The organism is Streptomyces sp. NPDC005494, from assembly GCF_042872025.1.
Taxonomy (GTDB): domain Bacteria; phylum Actinomycetota; class Actinomycetes; order Streptomycetales; family Streptomycetaceae; genus Streptomyces.
On sequence record NZ_JBIAJR010000014.1, the window covers coordinates 63,564 to 86,018 of the forward strand.

Sequence of the window (22,455 nt, forward strand, 5' to 3'; positions counted from 1 at the left end):
TCAGCCCGGTCCGGCCACGGCCTGCGCACAGCGCTCGACGGCTTCCTCGCGGGAGCCGAAGCGCGGCAGGTCCTGGCCGGTCCGCTCCCGCACCAGGTCCGGCGGGCCGAGCCGGCCGCCGGGATCGACGACGGCCGCGCGCCGTCCGTCCCGGGCGAGCCGGGCCAGGCCCGCGTGCAGCAGCGCGAGGGCCACGGAGTCGGCACCGGTCACCTCGCTCAGGTCGAGCACCACCGGACCCGCCCCGTCCGGGCCGGACTCGTCCAGCGCGTACAGCACGCGCTCGGCGGCCGTCCAGTCGAGGGCGCCCTGCGCCGCGACCACCCCCACCTGTTCGTGCAGCGCCCGCTCGCGCCGGCCGGACGGTGCCGTGGGGAGGACATCGGCGGTGGCGGCCAGCGTGACGGTGGAGCCGGGCAGCGCCGGGTTGCGCATCAGGTGGAGTCCGAGCCGTTCCGACAGTGCGCCGATCGCGGCGCTTCCGCGCACCGATGTGCCCGCGGCGTCCAGCGGCGGGCTGTAGGTGGCGAGGCCGAAGCGCGCGGGGCCCGCGGCGATCAGCCCGCCGGACACACCGCTCTTGGCCGGCAGCCCGACCCTGAGCAGCCAGTCACCGGAGGCGTCGTACATCCCGCAGGTGGCCATCACGGCGAGCACCTGTGCCGCGACCTCCGCGGACACGACTCTCTCGCCGGTCACCGGATTGACTCCGCCGTACGCCAGGGTCGCGGCCATCACGGCCAGATCGACGGCGGTGGCGCGTACCGCGCACTGCCGGAAGTAGGTGTCGACGGCGGCGACCGGATCCAGGGGGAGGGTGCCGGTGCTGCGGATCAGGTAGGCCAGCGCCCGGTTGCGGTCCCCCGTCCCGGCCTCGGAGCGGTACACGTCCTCGTCGACGTCCAGCCGCCGGCCGGCGAAACGGCTCAGGCAGCTCAGAATGGCGGTGAAGGCGGGGACGTCCGCGCGGTCCGGGACGAGCGCGGTGGTGACGATGGCGCCGGCGTTGACCATGGCGTTGGCGGGCCGCCCGGTGCGCGGTTCCAGACTGATGGCGTTGAAGGCCTCGCCGCTGGGCTCCGCACCGACCCAGCGACCGACCTCGTCGAGACCGAGGGCGGACAGGGCGAGGGCGTAGACGAAGGGCTTGGACACCGACTGCAGGGTGAAGGGCGTGTCCGCGGCGCCGGCGCTGTAGCGGTGCCCGTCCATGCTGACGAGCGCGAGCCCGAAGGCGTCGGGGTCGGACCGCGCCAGCCGCGGGATGTAGTCGGCTCGCCGGCCGTCCCGGATGCCCGCGTAACGCGCGTGCAACTCACGCAGCGCGTCCGTGACGGCTTCGGACGCGGCCATCAGCGGCCTCGCCCGCGCCGCACGGGACCGGCCGCCCCGCCGTCCGTCATTCCGACTCGCCGCCGAAGATCTCGCGGAGCTTGGCCTCACGCCCGGTGTCGAGGTTGCTGTGCAGGAGCTCGGCGCCGCCGCCGGGCAGGGACTCACTGATGCGGCTGGGCACTTCGTCCGTGGTGAGCAGGAAGAGCGCCGAAGTCCCCGGCGTGACCTGTTCCTTGACCTCGGCGATGAACTCGTCGTCGATGCCGATGTCGGCGAGCCTCCCGCCGAGCGCCCCGGCCGCGGCTCCGATGGCGGCGCCGAGCAGCGGCATCAGGAAGATGAGCCCGAAGAGCATGCCCCAGAAGGTGCCGCTGAGCGCGCCCGCACCGACGAGGTTGATCAACTGCTTCGTCCTGGGCTTCGAGCGCTCGGCCGGCCACGTCACGACGGCCGCGTCGAGGATCTTGATCAGGCCCTCCTTCTGGAGGGACTTCAGCGCGGTCTCCACGTTCTCCGCGCCCTCGGCCGACTGGAACTTCCACACGGTGAGCGTGGACATCGCATACACCTCCGGAGGGAATACGAATAATTCGCTCATATTAGGATCAAACGGTATGAATTGACTCGTCGAACGATCCGCTCCGCGCCTTGGGGGCGGCCCCAGCACGACGGACCCCGACCCCTCCGGGAGACAACGATGGACACGGACGCCCTGACCCCCGGCCTGCTGCAGGACCTTCGCAGGAACAGGCCCTATCCGGCCCTGTCCCTGACGATGCCCACCCACCGCAAGGCGCCGGACAACGCACAGGACGCCGTACGGCTGCGCAACCTCGTGGCCGAGGCGGGCAACCGCCTGGAGTCCGACCCCCGGGTGACGCGCGAGGCGCGTGCGGCCGTGAAGGCCCAGCTCGACCGGGCGGTGGAGGAGGTCGACCAGCGCCGCGCCCTGGACTCCCTGGTCATCCTCGCCGACGCGGACGAGTACCAGATCTGGCAGCTGCCGCGCACCGCGCCCGAACGGGTGGTACTCAGCGACAGCTACCTGACGCGCAACCTGGTCGCCGCGAAGGCCGGTGCGCGGCTGTTCTGGGTCCTCAGCTTCTCCGCGGAGCACGCCACCCTGTTCTCGGGCACGAACGACGGACTGCGCGCGGAGAAGCGGGGCGCCTTCCCTCTCTCCGCGCCTCACGAGGAGCCCAATCCGCAGCGCGAGGAGCGGATCGGCGACACCCCGAGCACGTACAGCAGCGAGGACACGCGCAACTTCCTGCGCACGGTCGACGAGGGACTGCGCGCGGTCATGGCCGCCGACCCGCGCCCACTGTTCCTGGTCGGCCTCGCACCGGCGCTCTCCCTCCTCGACGAGGTGGGCGAGAGTGCGAAACCGGCCGTCGGCAGGGTCGCGAAGGGCACGACCGCGGACACCACCGCGCCGGAGCTCCTGAAGGAGCTGAGCCCGGCCCTGGAGGACTGGCGCGCCCACGCAGCCGCGGAGATCCGGAGCAGGTTCGACAACGCCCGCAGCAGCCGCTCCTTCGCGGGCGGGCTCGACGAGGTGTGGCTGGCCGTGCGCGAGGGCCGGGCCGGACTCGTCGCGGTCGAGGAGAACTTCGCGACGACGGTCAGGGTCACCGACGGGCACCTGGAGCCGGTGGGCGCGGACGTCACTCCGGCCACGGACGAGCAGGTCCGCGAGGACATCGTCGACGAGCTGGTGGAGGCGGCGCTGGACAACGGCTGCGAGGTGTCCTTCGTCGCCGACGACTCCCTCGCTGAGCACGGGCGCATCGCGGCCGTTCTGCGCTTCTGACCGCGTGTCCTACGTGATGATTATGTGAAGTATGCCTAGGTTTGGCGCTCCGAAGTCGATCTCGCGGTGCTGATCTTCCCGGTCACGCCGTGCACGAAGGAGAGCCATTCATGGACCGATTCAGGCGCGCATCGGCGGCAGCCCTGCTGACAGCGGTGGTACTGGCCGGCGCGGTGGGCGGGGCCGCGGCCTCGTCCGGTGTCCCCGCACCGCCGTCCGGGGCGAGCGCGCAGGACCTGGCCACCCGGCCGGCCCTCTCCGCCCACGCGACCGCGCGCAGCGTCGGCGCCTGGGAGGAGTTCCGTATCCACGGCTCCGCCCGGAACATCAGCTCCGGCACCCCGGTCACCCTCCAGCAGAAGCAGGGCAGGCGCTGGGTCTCCCTGCCGGCCACGATGAGGACCGCCGGCAGCGGTGAGTACAGCCTGCGGGTGAAGCTGGGCATCAAGGGCGAGAACGCGCTGCGGATCGTCGGTGGCGGCGCCGTCTCGCCCGTCATCCGTACGACCGTGAACTGACGGTCCCGCGTCGGCGCGCTTCGGCCGGCCTGCTCCCCCGCAGGCCGGCCGAAGCGCGTGAGCCGCGCGGCCCGGCCGAGGTGCGTTCACCGCCCAGGCGGGCCGGAGTGCGTGCGCCGCGCGGGTCAGCCCTCCCAGACCCAGTCGGCCACCTCGGGAAGGTCCGTACCGTGTTCCCGGATCCAGTCGTGGTGGCGGGTGCGGACGTCCGCCATGGCCTGCCGTACGGCGACGGCACGCACCCCGAGGCCGGGTACCCGGTCGATCACGTCCATGACCAGCCGGTAGCGGTCCAGGTCGTTGCGGAGCACCATGTCGAACGGCGTGGTGGTGGTCCCCTCCTCCTTGTAGCCGCGGACGTGCAGGTGGGCATGGCCGGTCCGCCGGTAGGCGAGGCGGTGCACGAGCCACGGATAGCCGTGGTAGGCGAAGATCACCGGCTTGTCCCGGGTGAAGAGGGCGTCGTACTCCGCGTCCGGCATCCCGTGCGGGTGCTCTTCGTGCGGCAGCAGCCGGGTCATGTCGACCACGTTCACCACGCGCACGGCGAGTTCCGGCAGGTGCCGGCGCAGCAGTCCGGCCGCGGCCATCGTCTCCAGGGTGGGTACGTCCCCCGCGCAGGCGAGCACGACGTCGGGCTCGCGGCTGCCGTCCTCGGTGCCCGCCCATTCCCAGACCCCCGCCCCACGGGCGCAGTGGGCGCGGGCCTCGTCGAGGGTGAGCCAGTCGAAGCCCGGCTGCTTGCCGGCCACGACGACGTTGACGTAGTCGCGGCTGCGCAGTACGTGGTCCGCGGTGGACAGCAGCGTGTTGGCGTCCGGCGGCAGATAGACCCGGACGACCTCGGGACTCTTGTTGAGGATGTGGTCCACGAAGCCCGGGTCCTGGTGCGAGAAACCGTTGTGGTCCTGGCGCCAGACGTGCGAGGTCAGCAGGTAGTTCAGCGAGGCGATGGGGGCGCGCCAGTGCAGCCGGCGCGAGGTGCGAAGCCACTTGATGTGCTGGTTGACCATCGAGTCGACGATGTGGGCGAACGCCTCGTACGAGGAGAACAGGCCGTGCCGTCCGGTGAGGAGGTACCCCTCCAGCCAGCCCTGGCAGAGGTGTTCCGAGAGCACTTCCATCACACGGCCGTCGCGGGCCAGGTGCTCGTCGGTGGGCAGGATCTCCGCCTGCCAGGCCTTGGAGGTGGCCCCGTAGAGCGCGCCGAGACGGTTGGACTCGGTCTCGTCGGGGCCGACGACCCGGAAGTCCCTGCGCCCCGCGGTGGCGGCCATGACGTCTCCGAGCAGTCCGCCCAGGACCCGGGTGGGTTCGTGCGTCACCGTCCCCGGCTTGTCGACCCGCACCGCGTGGTCCTCCAGCGGTGGCAGAGGCAGATCGCGCAGCAGCAGCCCCCCGTTGGCGTGCGGGGTCGAGCCCAGGCGCGCCGGGCCTTCGGGAACGCAGTCCAGGACCTGGGCGGTGGGCCGGCCGTCGGCGTCGAAGAGTTCCTCGGGCCGGTAGGAGCGCAGCCACTCCTCCAGCAGACGCAGGTGCGCGGGATCGTCCCGCACACCCGGCAGCGGGACCTGGTGCGCGCGCCAGGTGCCCTCCACCGGCAGGCCGTCGACCTCCGCGGGCCCGGTCCACCCCTTGGGGGTACGCAGCACGATCATCGGCCAGCGGGGGCGTACGGACGCGCCGCCGGACCGGGCGGCGTGCTGGTACCGGGTGATCGCGTCCACGGCGAGGTCCATGGCGGCTGCCAGCGCGCGGTGGACGGTCGCGGGGTCGTCCCCCTCGACGTGGACGGGGTCGTGGCCGTATCCGCGCAGGAGGGCGTCGAGTTCGTCCTCGGGCAGCCGGGCCAGCACCGTGGGATTGGCGATCTTGTAGCCGTTGAGGTGGAGGATCGGCAGGACCGCCCCGTCGTGCACGGGGTCGAGGAACTTGTTGGAGTGCCAGGACGCGGCCAGCGGCCCGGTCTCCGCCTCCCCGTCCCCGACGACACAGGCGACCAGCAGCTCGGGGTTGTCGTAGGCGGCGCCGTAGGCGTGGGTGAGCGCGTATCCCAGCTCTCCGCCTTCGTGGATGGAGCCCGGGGTCTCGGGGGCCACGTGGCTCGGCACGCCGCCGGGGAAGGAGAACTGTTTGAACAGCAGCCCCATGCCCGCGCGGTCGCGGCTGACGTCGGGGTAGGTCTCAGAGTAGCTGCCCTCCAGCCAGGAGTTGGCGAGGACCGCGGGCCCGCCGTGCCCCGGCCCCCAGACACACAGCGCCTGCCGCTTCCTCGCCTTGATCACTCGGTTGAGGTGGGTGTGGACCAGGTTCAGCCCGGGCGAGGTGCCCCAGTGGCCCAGGAGCCGCGGTTTGATGTGTTCGGGGGCCAGCGGCTCGTCCAGCAGCGGGTTCGCCATCAGGTAGATCTGGCCGACCGCCAGGTAGTTGGCCGCCCGCCAGTGCGCGTCGAGCGCGGCGAGCTCGGTGTCGGACAGGACGGTCGCCGCGGACGGCGAGGGGGCGTCGGTCATGAAGGCTCTCTCCTAGCGGGCGTCCGATTCGGGGCCGTACCAGACGGTGGTGGCGTTGCAGAACTCCCGGATGCCGTGCCCGGCCAGCTCGCGCCCGTACCCGGAGCGCTTCACCCCGCCGAAGGGCAGCGCGGGGTGGGAGGCGGTCATTCCGTTGAAGAAGACTCCGCCCGCCTCCAGGTCCCGCACACAGCGGTCCATCTCGCCCTGATCACGCGTCCAGACGTTGGAGCTGAGCCCGAAGGGGGTGTCGTTGGCGAGGTCGAGGGCTTCGTCCAGGTCCGCCACCCGGTAGAGCGTCGCCACCGGGCCGAAGGTCTCCTCCTGGTGGATGCGCATGCCGGAGGTGATGCCGGTGAGCACGGTGGGCTCGTAGAACCAGCCGCGGTCCATCCCTTCGGGCCGTCCGCCCCCGCACAGCGCCGTGGCGCCCTTCCCGAGGGCGTCGCCGACCAGTTCCTCCAGGTCGGTGCGGCCCTGTTCGCTGGAGAGCGGTCCGACGTCCGTGGACTCCTCCAGGGGATCCCCCACCGTCAGGGCCCGCATGCCGGCGGTGAACCGCTCGGCGAAGGCGTCGTACACGTCGGCGTGGACGATGAAGCGCTTGGCGGCGATGCAGGACTGACCGTTGTTCTGCACCCGGGCGGTCACGGCGGTCGCGGCGGCCTTCTCGACGTCCGCCGAGGGCAGGACGACGTACGGGTCGCTGCCGCCCAGCTCCAGCACCGTCTTCTTGACCTCGTCACCCGCGACGGAGGCGACCGCGCGGCCGGCGGGTTCGCTGCCGGTGAGCGTCGCCGCCGCGACCCGGGGGTCGCGCAGCAGCGCCTCGACGGCCCCCGAGCCGATGAGCAGCGTCTGGAAACAGCCTTCGGGGTAACCGGCCCGGGTGAAGAGGTCCTCGATGTACAGAGCGGTCTGGGGGACGTTCGACGCGTGCTTCAGCAGCCCGGTGTTGCCCGCCATGAGCGCGGGCGCGGCGAAACGCATGACCTGCCAGAGCGGGAAGTTCCACGGCATCACGGCGAGGACCACGCCCAGCGGGCGGTAGTGCACCCGGGCGCGCGAGGCGCCGGAGTCCTTCACGTCGGTGTCGTCGGGGTGCTCGTCGGCGAGCAGGCGCTCGGCGTTGGCCGCGTACCAGCGCATCGCCTTGGCGCACTTGGCCGCCTCGGCGCGGGCGGCCTTGACGGGCTTGCCCATCTCGGTCGTCATCGTGCGGGCGATCTCGGCCTGGTCCTCGTCGAGCAGATCGGCCGCCCGGTTCAGCAGACGGGCGCGCTGTGCGAAGTCGGTGGTTCGGTGGTGGCGGAACGCCCGGTGCGCGGCGGCGAGCCTGCGCTCGGTCTCCCGCTCGTCCAGTGCGTCGAATGTCCTGAGCGTCTCGCCGTTCGCGGGATTGACCGTCGCGATGGGCATGGCAGTGCCTCCTTGCGTGTGTTCTTCGACCGTGCCGCGCCGTGGCGCGGCACGCAACGCGGCCCCTCACGCACACGTACCCGGCCGGCGCGGATCATGCGTGCTGCTCGCACGCCGTCCGCACCGGCCGGGCAGGCCGCGGGCTGCTGGGTCACACGAGTTCGGCGACCGGAGCGCCCAGGAACGTACGCCCGCCGGGGAGCGGTGCAGGCGGGAGCAGACCGGTGGTGCACGGCGTCTCCGCGTACCGCGTGAACCACACGACCTTGCCCTCGGCGGTCCGGCAGGTTCCCCAGCTGTCGCTGAGGGCCATGACGCGGCTGAGGCCGCCGCCACCGCCGTCGAGCAGCCGGGGCATCCGGGCGTCGTCGTCGGCCACGGACACCGTCAGGTGCCGGCCGGTCCAGCGGAGTTCGACGACGCACCGGTTGTCGTCGCCGACATGCCGCTGGACGTTCGTCAGGAGTTCCTCGGCGGCCCGGCACACGGGCCGGACGTGCAGATCGAGACTCCAGTGACGAAGGTGTGCGGCGACTATGCGCCGCAGCTGGGAAATGCGCTCTGCCGACACCTGCAGTTCGACCAGATAGTGCCGGTCGAGTGGAACGGTCATCGTCGAGGCTCCTCACCGCGAGGCCCACATGCTTCACCCCGTCTGACCAACGACCCCCGAACACGAAGCGTGAGCAGTTGTCACTTCTGGGTCACTCATCAGGGTGACCCGAGTGAGCCGGTCGCGCAACCGATGGCTCGGGTCACCAGGAGTCACGGGAGGTAGGGCAGCAGCTTGTCCGGGGTGAGGGGGAGCTCACGCAGCCGGGCGCCGGTGGCGTGCCGTACGGCGTTCCCGATCGCGGCGGCGGTCCCGACGATGCCGATCTCGCCGATGCCCTTGCTGCCCATGGGGTTGAGGTGAGGGTCGTCCTCGTCGATCCAGTGGGCCTGGATGTCGGGGGCGTCCGCGCAGACCGGCACGTGGTAGGAGGCCAGGTCGCACTCGGTGAAGTCTCCGAAGAGCGGATCCATGGTGCTGCTCTCGGTGAGGGCCATGCCCAGCCCCATGACCATGCCGCCGATGAACTGGGAGCGCGCCGTACGGGAGTTGAGGATGCGTCCGGCGGCGTACACGCCGAGCAGCCTGCGCACCCGGACCTCGCCGGTCAGGGAGTCGACCGCCACCTCCGCGAAGTGGGCGCCGAAGGCGTGCCGGGCGTACGGGGACTCCTTCGCCGCCTCCTCTGCGGTGTCGGCGGTGACGGTGATCCCCTCGGGCGGGAGGGGCCCGGTGTGCTCCGCGAGCCGCCCCGTCAAGGCGGTGGCCGCCTTGTGCACGGCCGTTCCCCAGGAGGCGGTGCCCGAGGAGCCGCCCGCCACGGACCCGGCGGGCAGATCGCTGCTGCCGATGTCGATCGTGACGCGTTCCTGGGGCACGCCCAGGGCCGAGGCCGCGATCTGCGCGAGGACGGTCCGGGCGCCGGTACCGATGTCGGTCGCGTTGACCCCGATGCGGAAGGCTCCGTCCGGCGCGGCGTGCGCCGATGCGGCGGACTCCGAGAGGAGGACGGGATACGTGGCCGAGGCGACCCCGGTACCGAGGAGCCACGGGCCGTCCTCGCGGGTGGCGGGCTGCGGGTCCCTGTCGTACCAGCCGAAGCGGCGGGCGCCCTCGCTCAGACAGGCCGCCAGGTTACGGCTGCTGAAGGGGCGTCCGCTGTCCGGCTCGGTCTGCGGCTCGTTGCGCAGGCGCAGCTCGACCGGGTCGATCCCGAGGGCGCAGGCCAGTTCGTCCATGGCGGACTCCAGCGCGTACATGCCCGACGCCTCTCCCGGTGCGCGCATCCAGGACGGACTGGGCACGTCGAGGGCTGCCACCCGGTGCTCGGTGCGGCTGTGCGGCGAGGCGTACATGATGCGGGCGGGTACGGCGGCCTGCTCGACGAACTCCTTGACCCTCGACGTGTGCGTGGCGATCTCGTGCGAGACCGAGGAGAGCACCCCGTCGCGGTCGGCGCCCAGCCGGACCCGTTGCACGGTGGGCGCGCGGTGTCCCACGATCGAGGCCATGTAGCGCCGGGGCAGGGCCAGCTGGACGGTGAGCCCGGTGTGCCGCGCCGCCATGGAGGCGAGCACCGCCTGGGGGCGGGGGGTGCCTTTGGACCCGAAGCCGCCGCCCACGTGCTCGGACACGACGGTGACGCGGTCGCGGTCGAGGCCGAGGGCCTGGGCGAGGCTGTCGCGCACCGTGCTCGATCCCTGGCTGGAGTCGTGCACGGTGAGGTGCCCGTCCGCCCACCGGGCGGTGGAGGCGTGCGGTTCCATGGGGTGGTTGTGCAGGCCCCGCATGGTGTACGTGGCGTCGATGCGTACGGGGGCGGCGTCGAAGGCCCGCCCCGCGTCGCCGCGTTCCCGGACGGCGGGATATCCGCCGTTGGCCTTCTCGGGGGTGTAGAGGCCGGGGTGGTCAGCGGTGAGGACGACGTCGTGCCCGGTGGTCGCGTACTCGACGTGCACGGCTTCGGCCCCCGCACGCGCGGATTCCGGCGTCTCGGCGAGGACGAGCGCCACCGGCCAGCCCCGGTGCGGCACCCGGTCGTTCTGGAGCACGGCGAGGATCGGGTCGTCGGGCTCCTCGAGCCGTGGTGCGTTGTCGTGGGTCAGCACGGTGCGCACCCCGGGCACGGCGAGGGCGTCTGCCGTACGGATCGCGGTGACGCGCCCGCTCGCGACGCCGGCGGGGACGATCCAGCCGTAGAGACATCCGGGCTCGGTGTGCTCGGCGGCGTAGCGGGCGCTGCCGGTGACCTTGTCCCGGCCCTCGCGGCGGACGACGGGCGCGCCCAGCGCCTGGGGGGATTCACTCATGACGGAAGTCCTCGGTTCGTCGTGGTGTGCGGGCACGGCGGTTCAGACCGCTGCTGCCTGAGAGGTGAGTTCGGCCAGGGCCCCCACTGCCAGTCTGCGGGCCAGGTCCACCTTGAAGCCGTTGTCGCGCAGCGGCCTGGCGGCCGCGAGTTCCGCGTCCACCGCCCGTGCGAAGGCGTCCTCGGTCGCGGGGCCCCCTCGCAGTACGTCCTCGGCCGCGGCGGCCCGCCACGGCCGGTGCGCCAGCCCTCCGAAGGCGAGTGCGGCATGCTCGACGCGTCCCTCGCGCACGCTGACGACGGCTGCCACGGAGGCCAGCGCGAAGGCGTACGAGGCACGGTCGCGTGCCTTGCGGTAGAGCGAGAGGGCGCCGGCGGGAGGCGGCGGGAGCACCACCTCGGTGATCAGCTCCCCGGGCCGGATCACGGTGTCCTGGTCCGGGTTGTCGCCGGGCAGCCGATGGAAACCGGTGACGGGCACGACTCGCTCCCCCTCCGGCCCGTTCAGCACGACGGTGGCGTCCAGGACCGCGAGGGCGACCGCCATGTCCGAGGGGTTGGTGGCCACGCAGTCCGGCGAGTGGCCCAGGACGGCGAGGTCGCGGTGCACACCCTCGCGGGCCGGGCAGCCGGAGCCCGGGCTCCGCTTGTTGCAGGGCTTGGAGACGTCCTGGAAGTACGGGCAGCGGGTGCGCTGGAGGAGGTTGCCGCCGGTGGTGGCGGTGTTGCGGAGCTGCCCGGACGCCCCGGACAGCAGGGCCTGCGTCAGGACGGGGTAGCTGCCGCGCACGTCGGGGTGGGCTGCCAGGTCGCTGTTGCGTACGGCCGCACCGATGCGGAGCCCTCCGTCCTCGGTGCGGCTGACCTGGTCCAGGGGCAGCCGGCTGACGTCGATGAGCAGCCCCGGCGACTCGACGCCGAGCTTCATCAGGTCGACGAGGTTGGTGCCGCCGGCGAGGTACCGGGCGGTGGGGTCGGAGGCGCCGGCGCGGACCGCTTCGGCGACGGATCCGGGGCGCAGATAGGCAAATGGTTTCATGGGGCCACGTCCTCGATCGCCTGGACGATGTGGGTGTATGCGCCGCACCGGCAGAGGTTGCCGCTCATCCGTTCGCGGATCTCGTCCGGGCCGAGCGGGGCGGGCGCCCGGCCGGCGAGCGCGGTACGCGGGGTGGCGTGGGAGGGGTGCCCGGCCTCGGCCTCACGGAGCATGCCGGCGGCCGAGCAGAGCTGGCCCGGGGTGCAGTAGCCGCACTGCAGCGCGTCCCTCTCCAGGAAGGCCGCCTGCAGCGGGTGCAGCCGCTCCCCCTCGGCCAGTCCTTCGACCGTGGTGATGTGGACGTCCTCCTGGGCGACGGCGAGCAGGAGGCAGCTGTTGGCGCGCCGGCCGTCGACGAGGACGGTGCAGGCGCCGCACTGGCCGTGGTCGCAGCCCTTCTTCGCCCCGGTGAGCCCGAGGTGCTCGCGCAGCGCGTCCAGCACGGTGGTGCGGTTGTCGAGCGTCAGGGTCCGTTCCGTGCCGTTGACGTGGAGTGTGAAGGTGGAACGGTCGTCGGGGCCCGGCATCCGTGCCGTGTCCGCTTCGGCCGTCCCGGGGATGGCATCCATGTACGCGTACCTTCCGGGTTCGGGTGGTGCGGCTGGGTCAGGCGGTGCGGTGGCTCTCCAGCCGCAGCTGGATCTCCTGCTCCTGGTCGCCGGCCGCTGTGCCGACGACGCGTACGGCGAAGGCGTCCTCGAGGTGCTCCTTCAGGCGGCCGACCGCCCAGTAACCGCCCTGCGCCTCGACCGTCACGGGCGCCGAGAGCCGGGCGGGTCCCGTCCCGGCCTTGGTCTCGCTGACGTCGACGGTCGCCGTCCACACGGTGGGGCGTGTCTCCGACGCCTCCTCGGGGGCGTCGCTCGCCGGGCGGTCGGAGTCGAACGAGCGGCGCAGCACGTCGAACACGGTGCGGGCGTCCTCCTTCGGGCATCCGGTCACCGCGACGACGACGTCACCGCTCTCCTGGTGTTCGTGGGTCTGTCCCTGCGTGCTGCTGTTCACCCTGATTCCTTTCACCGGGAGCGCTCGGAGCGCTCCGCGTGTCCTGCGTCCTGTGTGTGCGCCGCTCGCTCCGCGTCCGGCGTGTGCTCGGCCCGTTGCCGGGCCGCCTCCCGCTGGGGAGCGATCGTGTGTACGGGGTCCTCGGCGGAGGCGATTCCCGCGGCGAACACCCCGAAGCGTGTGCAGGCCGAGCCCGCGAGCAGCGCGAGGCCGGCTCCCGCCGCGGCGGGACGGCTGCGGTGCCCGAGGAGGAGGGCCGCCGCGGCTCCCGCGGCGGTGAGACCGCGTGCGGCGCGCATGAGCGTCCCGGCCTTGCCCTCCCTGTACGTCACCGCGACGCTTCCCAGCCGCCGTTCCACCGCCCGGCTCGCGGCGAAGTCCGCGACGGCGGCGAGCGCCGAGGCGCAGCGGGCCGGCGCGTTCTCGCGGAGGGGCGCGGCGACCAGGGCCATGCCGGCGGCAGCGGCGGTCGCCGATGCCGCGAAGAGGTACGGGAGTTCGCGGTGCGCGCCGTGCCACGCGGGTACGGCCGTGTCGGCTGCCAGGACCGCGGTGTACGTGGCCAGGCCGGTGCCCAGCAGGCCGGCGGCTGTCGTGGCCGCCGCGCCGGTCCTGGGCATCCGGCCGGTCACCGCGGTGAACGCGGCGGTACCGGCGGCCGGTCCGTAGGCGGAGAGCAGCCAGGAACCCATGCTCATCGGGGAGGTCGGTTTGAAGACGCGGAGCATGTGGGCGAAGCGCGACGGCCTGCCGAGGTCGTGGACGAGGGCGGCCGCCGAGAGGCCGACGGCCGCGAGCGAGGACATCTTCAGGGCCGTCGCCGTGGTGTCGCGGCCGGTCAGCTGGGCGCCGGCGGCGAGGACGGAGCCCGCGCCCGCGAGGCCGCCGAGGAAGAAGTAGCCGGCGATGTCCTGTGCCGACCACGACGGGGCCTTGATGACGGGGCGCCCGTAGTACGAGACGAACTCCTCACGGCCCTTCCCGTTCCTGGTCGTTCGAGGGCTCATGTCCGCCCACTCCTTCGGGTGAGTGCGGGTAGCGCGAAGGACAGGGCGGCACCGGCGGCCAGGGACAGGGCGGCGACACCGGCGTGTGCCCACATGGCGGGCAGGTCCCGGGTGGTGACCACGGGGTCCGGGGGCAGTCCGTACACCTCGGGTTCGTCGAGGAGGAGGAAGAAGGCGCCGTCCCCGCCGACCCCGTCGTCCGGATCGTGGCCGTACAGCCGCGCCTCGGTGACTCCGGCCGTGTGCAGCTGGTCCACCCGGAGCGCCGCGCGCTCCCGCAGTTCGTCGAGCGGGCCGAACTGGATGGACTCGGTGGGGCACGCCTTGGCGCAGGCGGGTTCCTGCCCCGCCCCGAGCCGGTCGTAGCACATGGTGCACTTGAACACCCGTCCGTCCGTGGGACGTTGCTCGATGACCCCGTACGGGCAGGCGGGCACGCAGTATCCGCAGCCGTTGCAGATGTCCTCCTGCACGACGACCGTGCCGAACTCCGTGCGGAACAGCGAGCCCGTGGGACACACGTCCAGACACGCGGCGTGGGTGCAGTGCTTGCAGACGTCCGAGGACATCAGCCAGCGCATTCCGGTGCCGTCCGCCGGCCCCGGATCCGGCTCGACGAGCGGCAGTTCCGTACGTCCGGCGGGCACGGCCTGCTCGATGAAGGCGACGTGCCGCCACGTGGAGGCGCCGAGCCCGGCGGTGTTGTCGTACGACATACCGGTCAGTGAAAGCCCGTCCTCGGGGAGGGCGTTCCACTCCTTGCAGGCGACCTCGCAGGCCTTGCAGCCGATGCAGACGGAGGTGTCGGTGAAGAATCCGGCGCGCGGCGGGGCGTCCTCGTGACCGGCGTCGCCCGCCGGGTCCGGCTCCGGCCCGCTGAAGAAGCGGTTGTTCATGTCTCCTCCCGCGTTCCGGTGGTCTCCGTGATCCCCGCGCGGCGGCGGTACTCCGCGACGAGTTCGGGCAGTGCGGGGCCCCGGGGCCTGCGTCCGGGGCGGATGTCGGCGGTGAGCGCCTTGTCCTCCTGGATCAAGCCGTTGGGGTCGAGGGCGATGGCCACCAGCTCGTTGGCCGCGTCACCGGTGGCGATCCCGTTGGGGCCCCAGTGGAAGGGCAGGCCGATCTGGTGCACGGTCCGGCCCCCGACGGTCAGAGGTGTGATCCGGCGGGTCACCATGACGCGGGCCTCCACGGCGTTGCGCGCCGTGACGATCGTCGCCCAGCCGCCGTGCTCGAGCCCTCTTTCCTCGGCGAGCTGCGGCGACACCTCGCAGAAGAACTCCGGCTGGAGCTCCGACAGATAGGGCGACCACCGGCTCATCCCGCCTGCCGTGAAGTGCTCGGTGAGCCGGTGGGTGGTGACGATGTACGGGTACACGTCCGCGCCCGGCTCCTCTCCGCTCGGGTGGTAGCGGTTGCCCTCGTGCGGATGCAGATGCCGCACGGGTGAGCGGGAGCGGGAGGGGTGGAGCGCGTTGGTGAAGGGTGAGTCCTGCGGCTCGTAGTGCGTGGGGAGGGGGCCGTCCTCGAGGCCCGCCGGGGCGTACAGCCAGCCCTTGCCGTCGGCCTGCATGATGAACGGGTCGTCACCGCGCAGCGCGTCGGGCCCCTTCGCTCCCGGCGCGGGCACGTGGCCGGGAGCACGGTCGGGCACGAAGTCGGGGACGTCGTACCCGGTCCAGCGGCCCTCGGCCTCGTCCCACCAGATGTACGCCTTGCGGTCGCTCCACGGGGCGCCGTCGGGGGCGGCGGAGGCCCGGTTGTAGAGGATGCGCCGGTTGGCGGGCCAGGCCCAGGCCCATTCGGCCGCCACCCAGTCCTGCTCGCCGTGGGGCTTGCGGCGGGCGGCCTGGTTGACGCCGTCCGCGTACACCCCGCAGTAGATCCAGCAGCCGCACCTGGTCGAACCGTCGTCCTTGAGCTCGGTGTAGGCGGAGAGCGGGGCGCCGTCAGGGCCGTGGCCGTTGATCTCCGCCAGGACCGCTGCCGAGACCGGTTCCGCGAGCGGCCCGTCGACGGGATAGTCCCAGGTGAGGTCCTGGACGGCCCGGTCCATGGGGTCTTCGGACGCGGCGAGCCGTTCCTTGATGCGGCGGCCCAAGTGGTAGGTGAACCAGAGGTCGCTGCGCGCGTCCCCCTCGGGTTCCACGGCCGCGTGGTGCCATTGGAGCCAGCGGTTGGTGTTGGTGAAGGAGCCGGACTTCTCGGTGTGCGCAGCGGCCGGGAAGAAGAAGACCTCGGTGCCGATCTCCTCCGTGGTCATCTCCCCGGTCTCCGTCTCAGGGCCGTCCTGCCACCAGGTGGCGGACTCGATGAGCGAGAAGTCGCGGACGACCAGCCATTCGAGCTGCGCCATGCCGAGCCGCTGCAGCCGGGTGTTGGCGGAGCCGACGGCTGGGTTCTCGCCCATGAGGAAGTAGCCCTTGCACTCCCCGGCCAGCTGCGCCATCACCGTTTCGTAGGTGCCGTGGGGGCCGGTGAGCCGGGGCAGGTGGTCGAAGCAGAAGTCGTTCTCCGCGGTCGCGGCGTCGCCGTAGTAGGACTTGAGCAGGCTGACGAAGTAGGCCCGCATGTTGCCCCAGAAGCCCTTGTCGGTGCGGCTCGCCCGGATGAAGGCGTCCAGGTTCTCGTGGGCGTGGGCGTGCGGCATCGGCAGATAGCCGGGCAGCAGGTTGAACAGGGTGGGAATGTCGCTGGAGCCCTGGATCGACGCGTGCCCGCGCAGGGCCTGGATACCGCCGCCGGGCCGTCCGATGTTGCCCAGGAGCAGTTGGAGGACGCTAGCCGCGCGGATGCACTGGGCGCCCGTGGTGTGCTGGGTCCAGCCGACGGCGTACACGAAGGCGGAGGTGCGGTCCCGGCCGGAGTTGGCGGTCAGCGCCTCGCAGACCTCCAGGAACTGCTCGCGTTTCACCCCGCAGATCTCCTCGACCATCTCGGGGGTGTAGCGGGCGTAGTGGCGCTTGAGGACCTGGTAGACGCACCGGGGGTCGCTCAGGGTCTCGTCCCGCGGAGGCCATGCCTCGGCCTGCGGGCCGCCCGAGCCATGGGCCTCGGACGGGGCTGCGGAGTGGATCCGTTCCTGCGCCGCTCCGGTGCCCGCCCGGTCCTCGTACTGCTCGTCGACGTCGCCTGCGGGCGCCTGCATCTCGGCGTCGCGGTACTGCCAGCTGCGGGGGTCGTAGTGGCCGCGCTCCTCGTCCAGCCCGGAGAAGACTCCGTCCAGGTCCTCGGTGTCCTGGAAGTCGTCGCCGACCAGCGTGGCGGCGTTGGTGTAGGCGAGGACGTACTCACGGAAGTCCTTCTCCTCCGTGAGTACGTAATTGATGACGGCCCCGAGGAACGCGATGTCGCTGCCGGCGCGGAGGGGGACGAACAGATCCGCGAGAGCGCTCGTGCGGGTGAACCGGGGGTCCACATGGATGATCCGGGCGCCCCGGGCCTTGGCCTCCATCACCCACTGGAAGCCGACCGGGTGGGCCTCGGCGAAGTTCGAACCCTGGATGATGATGCAGTCGGAGTGCTGGAGATCCTGCATGAAGGTGGTTGCTCCGCCACGACCGAACGAGGTGCCGAGGCCCGCCACGGTGGAGCTGTGGCAGACCCGTGCCTGGTTCTCCACCTGGACGACGCCGAGGCCCGTGAAGAGCTTCTTGATCAGGTAGTTCTCCTCGTTGTCCAGCGTCGCTCCGCCGAGGCTGGCGATGCCGAGGGTCCGTGCCGTGCGCAGACCGTCGTGCTCCCACTGCCAGGTACGGCGCCGGGTCTCGATGACACGGTCCGCGACCATGTCCATCGCCGTCTCCAGATCGAGGGGCTCCCAGTCGGCCCCGTACGGGCGCCGGTAGAGCACCTGGTGGCGGCGGGCCGGCCCGGTGGTGAGCTGGAGTGTCGAGGAACCCTTGGGGCACAGCCTGCCGCGGCTGACCGGCGAATCGGGGTCGCCCTCGATCTGGACGACCTTGTCGTCCTTGACGTACACCTGCTGACCGCAGCCCACCGCGCAGTACGGGCAGACGGATTTCACGACCCGGTCGGCCGTGGCCGTGCGGGGCGTGGTCGCCTCCGTCCCCGGCGACATCACCGCTCGGCCTCTGCCCAGAGGATCACCCCCGGTCAGCTGTCGGAACGCGGGCCAGCGGCCGAGCGATTCGCGTACTCCCATCGCGTTCCTTCCAGCGGTCCGGTGACTGAACTCCAGGCTCACCCCACGACAGCCTGTCGGCGACACGAGCGCCACCGGCTCCGGCTCCGCGGGAGGAGCCTCAGCGAGCCGCCTACCCGATGTGCCGGGCGGAAACATCTGGCGGGCACCCCGGGAGCAGCGAGCCTCCGGCACGGAGCGGGCGTGCAGCGCGCGACCCGGGGAAGCCGAGGGGGGAAGCGGTGATCACGGACGGCGGAGGAAGGGGAGGCTGCCCCTTTCTGCGACGCGTCCTTCCGGGGTGGCGTCCTCAGGGGTGACACTCTCCGGGCCGGCTCACGGCGGGGACGGTCGCGGCGGGGACGGCCGCGTCCTCGGCAAGAACCTGCCCAGTCATCATCGTGTAGCCGATTTGAACCATATGAAACGCATTTACCGTGACATCGCCATAAAACATGAATTCATACCATTGGCTGTCTGCGATCGTTTCCCCGGGGTATGCGCCATGCATGGACGTAAAGAACGGAGCATGGGAATCGCTCGCCACCACCGGCGGAGCCGACGGAGGGCCGGGTGCGGTGGGCGTGATCATCGGCATCGTCGGCCTGGCCGTGGTGCTTCTGCTGATCGGTGGTTTCTGGTTCGGGATGAGGCGCCGGGACAAGGAGTCACGGCCCCCGCGCCCCGAGGAGCAGCCGCCCCGCCCTGACCACCGCACGGAGATCCAGGAAAGCGGCAAGCACGGCAGCTCGGACAGCTTCCCCGAGAACGGCCACGCACTGTCACCGTACGAACTCGGAAGCCACGGTAATGAGGTGATTCCGCCCGACACCGAGCGACCGCGCGACTGAGGTCGGCGCCAACGGATGGGGGGTACATGAACCGGTCGAAGTCCGATCACAGGACCCGGATCACGGTCCTGGTCGCGCTCGCCGCCAATCTCGTCATCGCAGTGGCCAAGGGGGCAGGGGGATTCCTCTCGGGGTCCCCCGCCCTCCTGTCCGAGGCCGCCCACTCGGTGGCCGACAGCGTGAACGAGGTCTTTTTGCTCGCCGCTCTGCGGCGCAGCCGCCGCCCTGCCGACGCCCGTCACCCCTTCGGGTACGGCAAGGAGCGCTATTTCTGGTCCCTGCTCGCAGCCGTCGGCATCTTCGTGGTGGGCGGCTGCTTCTCGTTCTACCAGGGCTTCGCGGCACTGAGCCGGGACGAGCAGGAGTCGCCGGACGGCTACACGGCCGGCCTGATCGTTCTCGGGATCGCCTTCCTCGCGGAAGGGGCTTCCCTCGTCCGCGCACTGGTGCAGCTCCGCGGTGAGCGGAGTTCCGGGGCCGCTCGCGACCCCGCGTTGCGAACCGTCGTCGCCGAGGACAGCACAGCCGTACTGGGCGTGCTGCTGGCCATGGCCGGCATGGTGCTGCACCTCGTCACGGGGGACGTCGTCTGGGAGGCGTCGGCCTCCATGGGAATCGGCCTGCTGCTGGTCTACGTCGCCTTCCGGCTCGGCAGGGACGCCCGCGACCGCCTGATCGGGGAGTCGGCCGACCCCGAGCTCCGCAGCGGCGTGCAGCAGTTCCTCACCTCCCAGCCCGAGATCGACAACGTCGCGGCCCTGTTCACCATGGGGCTCGGCCTCGATTCGGTCCTGGTCGCGGCCCGGGTCGACCTGGCGCCCGGCATCGACAGCGAAGAGGTCGAACAGGTCTCCGTACGGCTCAAGGGGTCGATCGCCCGCAGCTGGCCGGAGGCCGAGCACGTCTTCCTCGACATCACGAACGCGCCGCCCCGGGGCGGGGTCTGATCGCACGCCCCGCGTGTTGCGGGAGTGGGCGGCGCGCATGAGGCTGGTCCTGGCCGCGCGGCACCGAAGAAGTCATGCCGCAGAACCGAAGGCAGTGGACCATGAACCCTGGCGAACCGCGGACCGTGCCGGAACCGGCAGTGCTGAGCGGTGCGACTGCCCCCTGCTGGGTCCATCTGGTCACTCGCGAACTCGAGGGCGCACAGCGCTTCTACGGCGCCGTCCTGGGGTGGACGTTCCGCCGGGGCCCGCTGGGCAGGGACTTCGTCATGGCACGCTCCGACGGCGTGCCGGCGGCCGGGATCGGCGCGGTGGCCTCCGCCTACCAGGTGGCCGTGGCCTGGATGCCGTACTTCTCCGTCCCGGACGCCGATCTCGTCGCGGGCCGCATCCGTGAACGCAGCGGCACCGTGGCCGTGGGCCCCCTGACGGTCGGGCAGGGCCGCGCCGTCCTGGCCGCCGACCGGGACGGCGCGTCCTTCGGCATCTGGGAGTGGACGGGACGCGCCGCCACCCTCGCCCCGACCGGGAACCGCGCCCACGCATGGCTCCGGCTGCGCACCCGGGACGCCTTCGACGCGGCGATCTTCTACGGCGAGGTGCTCGGCTGGGAGACCGGCGAGTCCGGCGGCTGCGAGGTGGCGTACGTCAAGGAAGAGGTGCTCGTGCGCTGCAACGGGCGTCCGCTGGCCCGGATCAGCTCCGGCGCGGTCGAGTCGGCCCCCGACCCGCAGGTGCGCCCGCACTGGCAGGTGCAGTTCCCGGTCACCGACGTGGAGGCGACGGTGCTCACCGCGGAGCGGCACGGCGGGAGCCTCATGGAGCGGCGTGACGTTCCCCAGGGGAGCGAGGCCACGCTACGGGATCCGGACGGCGCCCTGTTCACCGTGACGGACGTACGCAGCCCCGCGAACGACGACGACTGACCCGCTCCCCCGCGACCTGACCTGCTCCCCCGCGGCCTGATCAGGAACGGCGCCACCTGATCAGGAACGGCCGCCCTCGTCACTGTCGTCGTCCGAGGCGTCGGGGGCCTCGGCGGGGGGCCGGCCGTCGCCCCTGGCTATGGCCCAGAGCGGGAAGACGAACCAGCAGACCAGGAACCACAGGGCCATCACGCCCACCAGCCAGAGCGCCGCGACGTTGTGAAGGGCCACCCGGAGGATGAGCAGCAAGGTGCTGCACATCGTGCAGAAGAGCAGACCGAGCCCCAGCTTCGTCAGGCGTGAGGCCCAGGTGACCGTCTGCGGCTTCATCCGGCGGCCGGTGAGCAGCCGGTGGTACGACACGGGCCCTATCAGCGCGGCGGCGGTCGCCGACCCCAGCATGACGGTCACGACGTAGATGTTCCGGTCAACGGTGGAGAGGTCGGCGAAGCGGGGCTGGAAGACCACCGCGAGCAGGAATCCGAAGAGGATCTGCACACCGGTCTGAGCCACGCGGAGTTCTTGCAGGAGCTCGCCCCACTGCCGGTCCGCGCGCTCCTCCTCCGTCTCCTGGCGTCCGCTGCGCGGATTCGTCCAGGTCCGGCCCTTGCCGTCGTCCGCCGATGTCCGTCCCATCGATGCCTCCCACCTCGTCGAGGTGGTACTGGTGCCCCGAGAAGCCGTGGTGAATCGCTGTCCTCGTGCTCCCGGGCAGTCGCCGAGCAACGCGGTCACCGATGCACTCCATGGTGGCAGCCGCCGAAGAATCCACCACACCACCGAGGGGAAGGACCACGGCCACCGACGGACCCGGGCCGTGCCCCCGCCGCGTCGGGTCAGCTCCCCGACCCGGGGCCAGGCCCTCGACGCACCGTGACAACTCGCCTAGGCTCTTCGTACGGCATCGCGCGTCGGTCACCGGCTGGGTGAGGCGTGGAGGTAGCCCGTGAGATGCCTGCTGGAGGCATTCCACAGTGTCTGTCGAGTTGAATCACACCATCGTTCATTGCCGGGACAACCGGGAGTCCGCCGATTTCCTGGCGCACGTCCTGGGTCTCACCACCGGAACCGAGTGGGGACCCTTCATTCCGGTGGACCTCGCGAACGGCGTCACGCTGGACTTCGCGACCGTGCCCGCCGAGTCGATCACCGTGCAGCATTACGCGTTCCTGATCTCGGAGGCGGAGTTCGACACGGCCTTCGAGCGGATCCGGGAACAGGGTCTCCCCTACTACGCAGACCCCCACATGAAGCACCGGGGCGAAATCAACCACAACGACGGTGGGCGCGGGGTGTACTTCCCCGACCCCAGCGGCCACGGGATGGAGCTCATCACCCGTCCGTACGGCGGCTGGGCATAGGCCCCGCCCGTACGGGCTGGGCATAGGCCCCGCCCGTACGGCGGCTGGGCGTAAGCCCTGCCCTTCCGCACCTCGCGTGGCCCGGCCGGACGTCCGGCCGGGCCAGGCGGTTCAGTGCGCGCCGCCGACCGTGAGGTGCAGCTCGGGCCGGTCCCACATCACTGCGGGCGGGCGGGCGTGGACGGTGCCGGTGCGCTCGGCGCCCACGCCGAGGTAGAAGCTCTCGGCCGGCGGGTGGGCGACGACGCGTACGGCCGCCAGGCCCGCCCGGCGCGCCTCGTCACGCAGGTGAGCGATGAGCAGGCGCCCGATCCCCCGGCCCTGGGCATCGTCCGCGACGAACATCAGGTCGAGCTCCGGCGGGGACAGGACCAGCGCGTAGAAACCGAGCACCCGCTCGTCGTCGACGGCCACATGAACGGCGTGAGCCTCGATGTAGTCGGGACCGACCCTGTATCCGGCGACCATGGGCGCGTACGGGCCCTCGTAGGCGCGGGACGAGGTGACCAGGCGGGTCAGCCGCTTGGCGTCCCGGGCCACGGCGCGCCGCACCCGCACCTCGCCGGCCCGGGTCGCCCGGACTCGCGTAACGCTCGATCTCATGGTGCGAGTATTACGCACTCCGTGAGCTCCACACATCCCGCACCGATCCGCACCGGCTCGGAGCGCCGCTCCCCTCCGCTCGCCGACGCCCGCGGGCCCGAATGAACTGGCCC

Annotated in this window: 20 protein-coding genes; 6 read left to right on the plus strand and 14 right to left on the minus strand. The window is 71.8% G+C overall.

Annotated features, from left to right (window positions below):
- Together glsA and ACFYQ6_RS31895 are read right to left on the minus strand one after the other, a co-directional pair.
- Positions 1 to 1,353: a glutaminase A gene (glsA, locus tag ACFYQ6_RS31890; protein WP_361582052.1), complete on the minus strand. Its 1,353-nt coding sequence runs from the start codon at positions 1,351 to 1,353 to the stop codon at positions 1 to 3.
- 46 nt (positions 1,354 to 1,399) lie between these two features.
- Complete coding sequence (locus tag ACFYQ6_RS31895) at positions 1,400 to 1,894, minus strand: DUF1269 domain-containing protein (RefSeq protein ID WP_361582055.1); 495 nt, start codon at positions 1,892 to 1,894, stop codon at positions 1,400 to 1,402.
- Between the two features lie 138 nt (positions 1,895 to 2,032).
- On the opposite strand from ACFYQ6_RS31895, the gene ACFYQ6_RS31900 reads away from it, so the two are divergent.
- The gene (locus ACFYQ6_RS31900; RefSeq protein ID WP_361582058.1) at positions 2,033 to 3,148 is read left to right on the plus strand and encodes a chemotaxis protein; all 1,116 of its coding nucleotides are present in this window, start codon (positions 2,033 to 2,035) and stop codon (positions 3,146 to 3,148) included.
- A 110-nt stretch (positions 3,149 to 3,258) separates the two neighbouring features.
- Positions 3,259 to 3,666, plus strand: a complete 408-nt coding sequence (locus ACFYQ6_RS31905; protein WP_361582061.1) for a hypothetical protein — start codon at positions 3,259 to 3,261, stop codon at positions 3,664 to 3,666.
- A 125-nt stretch (positions 3,667 to 3,791) separates the two neighbouring features.
- Here ACFYQ6_RS31905 and ACFYQ6_RS31910 read toward each other — a convergent pair whose 3' ends face one another.
- From ACFYQ6_RS31910 to fdh, 10 genes are all read right to left on the minus strand, one after another.
- Positions 3,792 to 6,179 carry a phosphoketolase family protein gene (locus ACFYQ6_RS31910; RefSeq protein ID WP_361582063.1) on the minus strand — a complete coding sequence of 796 codons (2,388 nt, stop codon included), beginning with the start codon at positions 6,177 to 6,179 and terminating at the stop codon, positions 3,792 to 3,794.
- A 12-nt stretch (positions 6,180 to 6,191) separates the two neighbouring features.
- Positions 6,192 to 7,598, minus strand: a complete 1,407-nt coding sequence (locus ACFYQ6_RS31915) for an NADP-dependent succinic semialdehyde dehydrogenase (protein WP_361582066.1) — start codon at positions 7,596 to 7,598, stop codon at positions 6,192 to 6,194.
- 151 nt (positions 7,599 to 7,749) lie between these two features.
- Positions 7,750 to 8,211, minus strand: a complete 462-nt coding sequence (locus ACFYQ6_RS31920; protein WP_361582069.1) for an ATP-binding protein — start codon at positions 8,209 to 8,211, stop codon at positions 7,750 to 7,752.
- 152 nt (positions 8,212 to 8,363) lie between these two features.
- The gene (locus tag ACFYQ6_RS31925; RefSeq protein WP_388766334.1) at positions 8,364 to 10,460 is read right to left on the minus strand and encodes a xanthine dehydrogenase family protein molybdopterin-binding subunit; all 2,097 of its coding nucleotides are present in this window, start codon (positions 10,458 to 10,460) and stop codon (positions 8,364 to 8,366) included.
- Between the two features lie 42 nt (positions 10,461 to 10,502).
- Entirely contained in the window at positions 10,503 to 11,498 is a 996-nt protein-coding gene (locus ACFYQ6_RS31930) for an FAD binding domain-containing protein (RefSeq protein WP_388766336.1), read from the minus strand.
- The gene (locus tag ACFYQ6_RS31935) at positions 11,495 to 12,067 is read right to left on the minus strand and encodes a 2Fe-2S iron-sulfur cluster-binding protein (RefSeq protein ID WP_361582078.1); all 573 of its coding nucleotides are present in this window, start codon (positions 12,065 to 12,067) and stop codon (positions 11,495 to 11,497) included. The genes ACFYQ6_RS31930 and ACFYQ6_RS31935 overlap by 4 nt, the downstream gene beginning before the upstream one ends.
- 37 nt (positions 12,068 to 12,104) lie before the next feature.
- Positions 12,105 to 12,503, minus strand: coding sequence for a hypothetical protein (locus ACFYQ6_RS31940; RefSeq protein ID WP_361582081.1), 399 nt, complete (start codon positions 12,501 to 12,503; stop codon positions 12,105 to 12,107).
- An 11-nt stretch (positions 12,504 to 12,514) separates the two neighbouring features.
- Complete coding sequence (nrfD, locus tag ACFYQ6_RS31945) at positions 12,515 to 13,510, minus strand: NrfD/PsrC family molybdoenzyme membrane anchor subunit (RefSeq protein ID WP_361582084.1); 996 nt, start codon at positions 13,508 to 13,510, stop codon at positions 12,515 to 12,517.
- On the minus strand, positions 13,507 to 14,406 hold the full coding sequence (locus tag ACFYQ6_RS31950) for a 4Fe-4S dicluster domain-containing protein (protein WP_361582087.1): 900 nt from the start codon (positions 14,404 to 14,406) through the stop codon (positions 13,507 to 13,509). Before ACFYQ6_RS31950 ends, nrfD begins: the two co-directional genes overlap by 4 nt.
- Complete coding sequence (fdh, locus tag ACFYQ6_RS31955) at positions 14,403 to 17,675, minus strand: formate dehydrogenase (protein ID WP_361582090.1); 3,273 nt, start codon at positions 17,673 to 17,675, stop codon at positions 14,403 to 14,405. The genes ACFYQ6_RS31950 and fdh overlap by 4 nt, the downstream gene beginning before the upstream one ends.
- Before the next feature lie 488 nt (positions 17,676 to 18,163).
- On the opposite strand from fdh, the gene ACFYQ6_RS31960 reads away from it, so the two are divergent.
- From ACFYQ6_RS31960 to ACFYQ6_RS31970, 3 genes are all read left to right on the plus strand, one after another.
- Complete coding sequence (locus tag ACFYQ6_RS31960) at positions 18,164 to 18,505, plus strand: DUF6479 family protein (protein ID WP_361582093.1); 342 nt, start codon at positions 18,164 to 18,166, stop codon at positions 18,503 to 18,505.
- A gap of 26 nt (positions 18,506 to 18,531) precedes the next feature.
- Positions 18,532 to 19,452, plus strand: coding sequence for a cation diffusion facilitator family transporter (locus ACFYQ6_RS31965; RefSeq protein ID WP_361582096.1), 921 nt, complete (start codon positions 18,532 to 18,534; stop codon positions 19,450 to 19,452).
- A 101-nt stretch (positions 19,453 to 19,553) separates the two neighbouring features.
- Positions 19,554 to 20,378 (plus strand): VOC family protein, encoded by an 825-nt coding sequence (locus ACFYQ6_RS31970; RefSeq protein ID WP_361582226.1) that lies wholly within the window; start codon positions 19,554 to 19,556, stop codon positions 20,376 to 20,378.
- Positions 20,379 to 20,438: 60 nt separating this feature from the next.
- Here ACFYQ6_RS31970 and ACFYQ6_RS31975 read toward each other — a convergent pair whose 3' ends face one another.
- Entirely contained in the window at positions 20,439 to 21,014 is a 576-nt protein-coding gene (locus tag ACFYQ6_RS31975; protein WP_361582099.1) for a DUF6328 family protein, read from the minus strand.
- A 338-nt stretch (positions 21,015 to 21,352) separates the two neighbouring features.
- Between ACFYQ6_RS31975 and ACFYQ6_RS31980 the strand changes: the two genes are divergently transcribed.
- Positions 21,353 to 21,739, plus strand: coding sequence for a VOC family protein (locus ACFYQ6_RS31980; protein ID WP_361582102.1), 387 nt, complete (start codon positions 21,353 to 21,355; stop codon positions 21,737 to 21,739).
- A gap of 111 nt (positions 21,740 to 21,850) precedes the next feature.
- Here the strand turns inward: ACFYQ6_RS31980 and ACFYQ6_RS31985 are convergent, their stop codons facing one another.
- Positions 21,851 to 22,342 (minus strand): GNAT family N-acetyltransferase, encoded by a 492-nt coding sequence (locus ACFYQ6_RS31985; RefSeq protein ID WP_388766342.1) that lies wholly within the window; start codon positions 22,340 to 22,342, stop codon positions 21,851 to 21,853.
- Between the last annotated feature and the right edge of the window lie 113 nt (positions 22,343 to 22,455).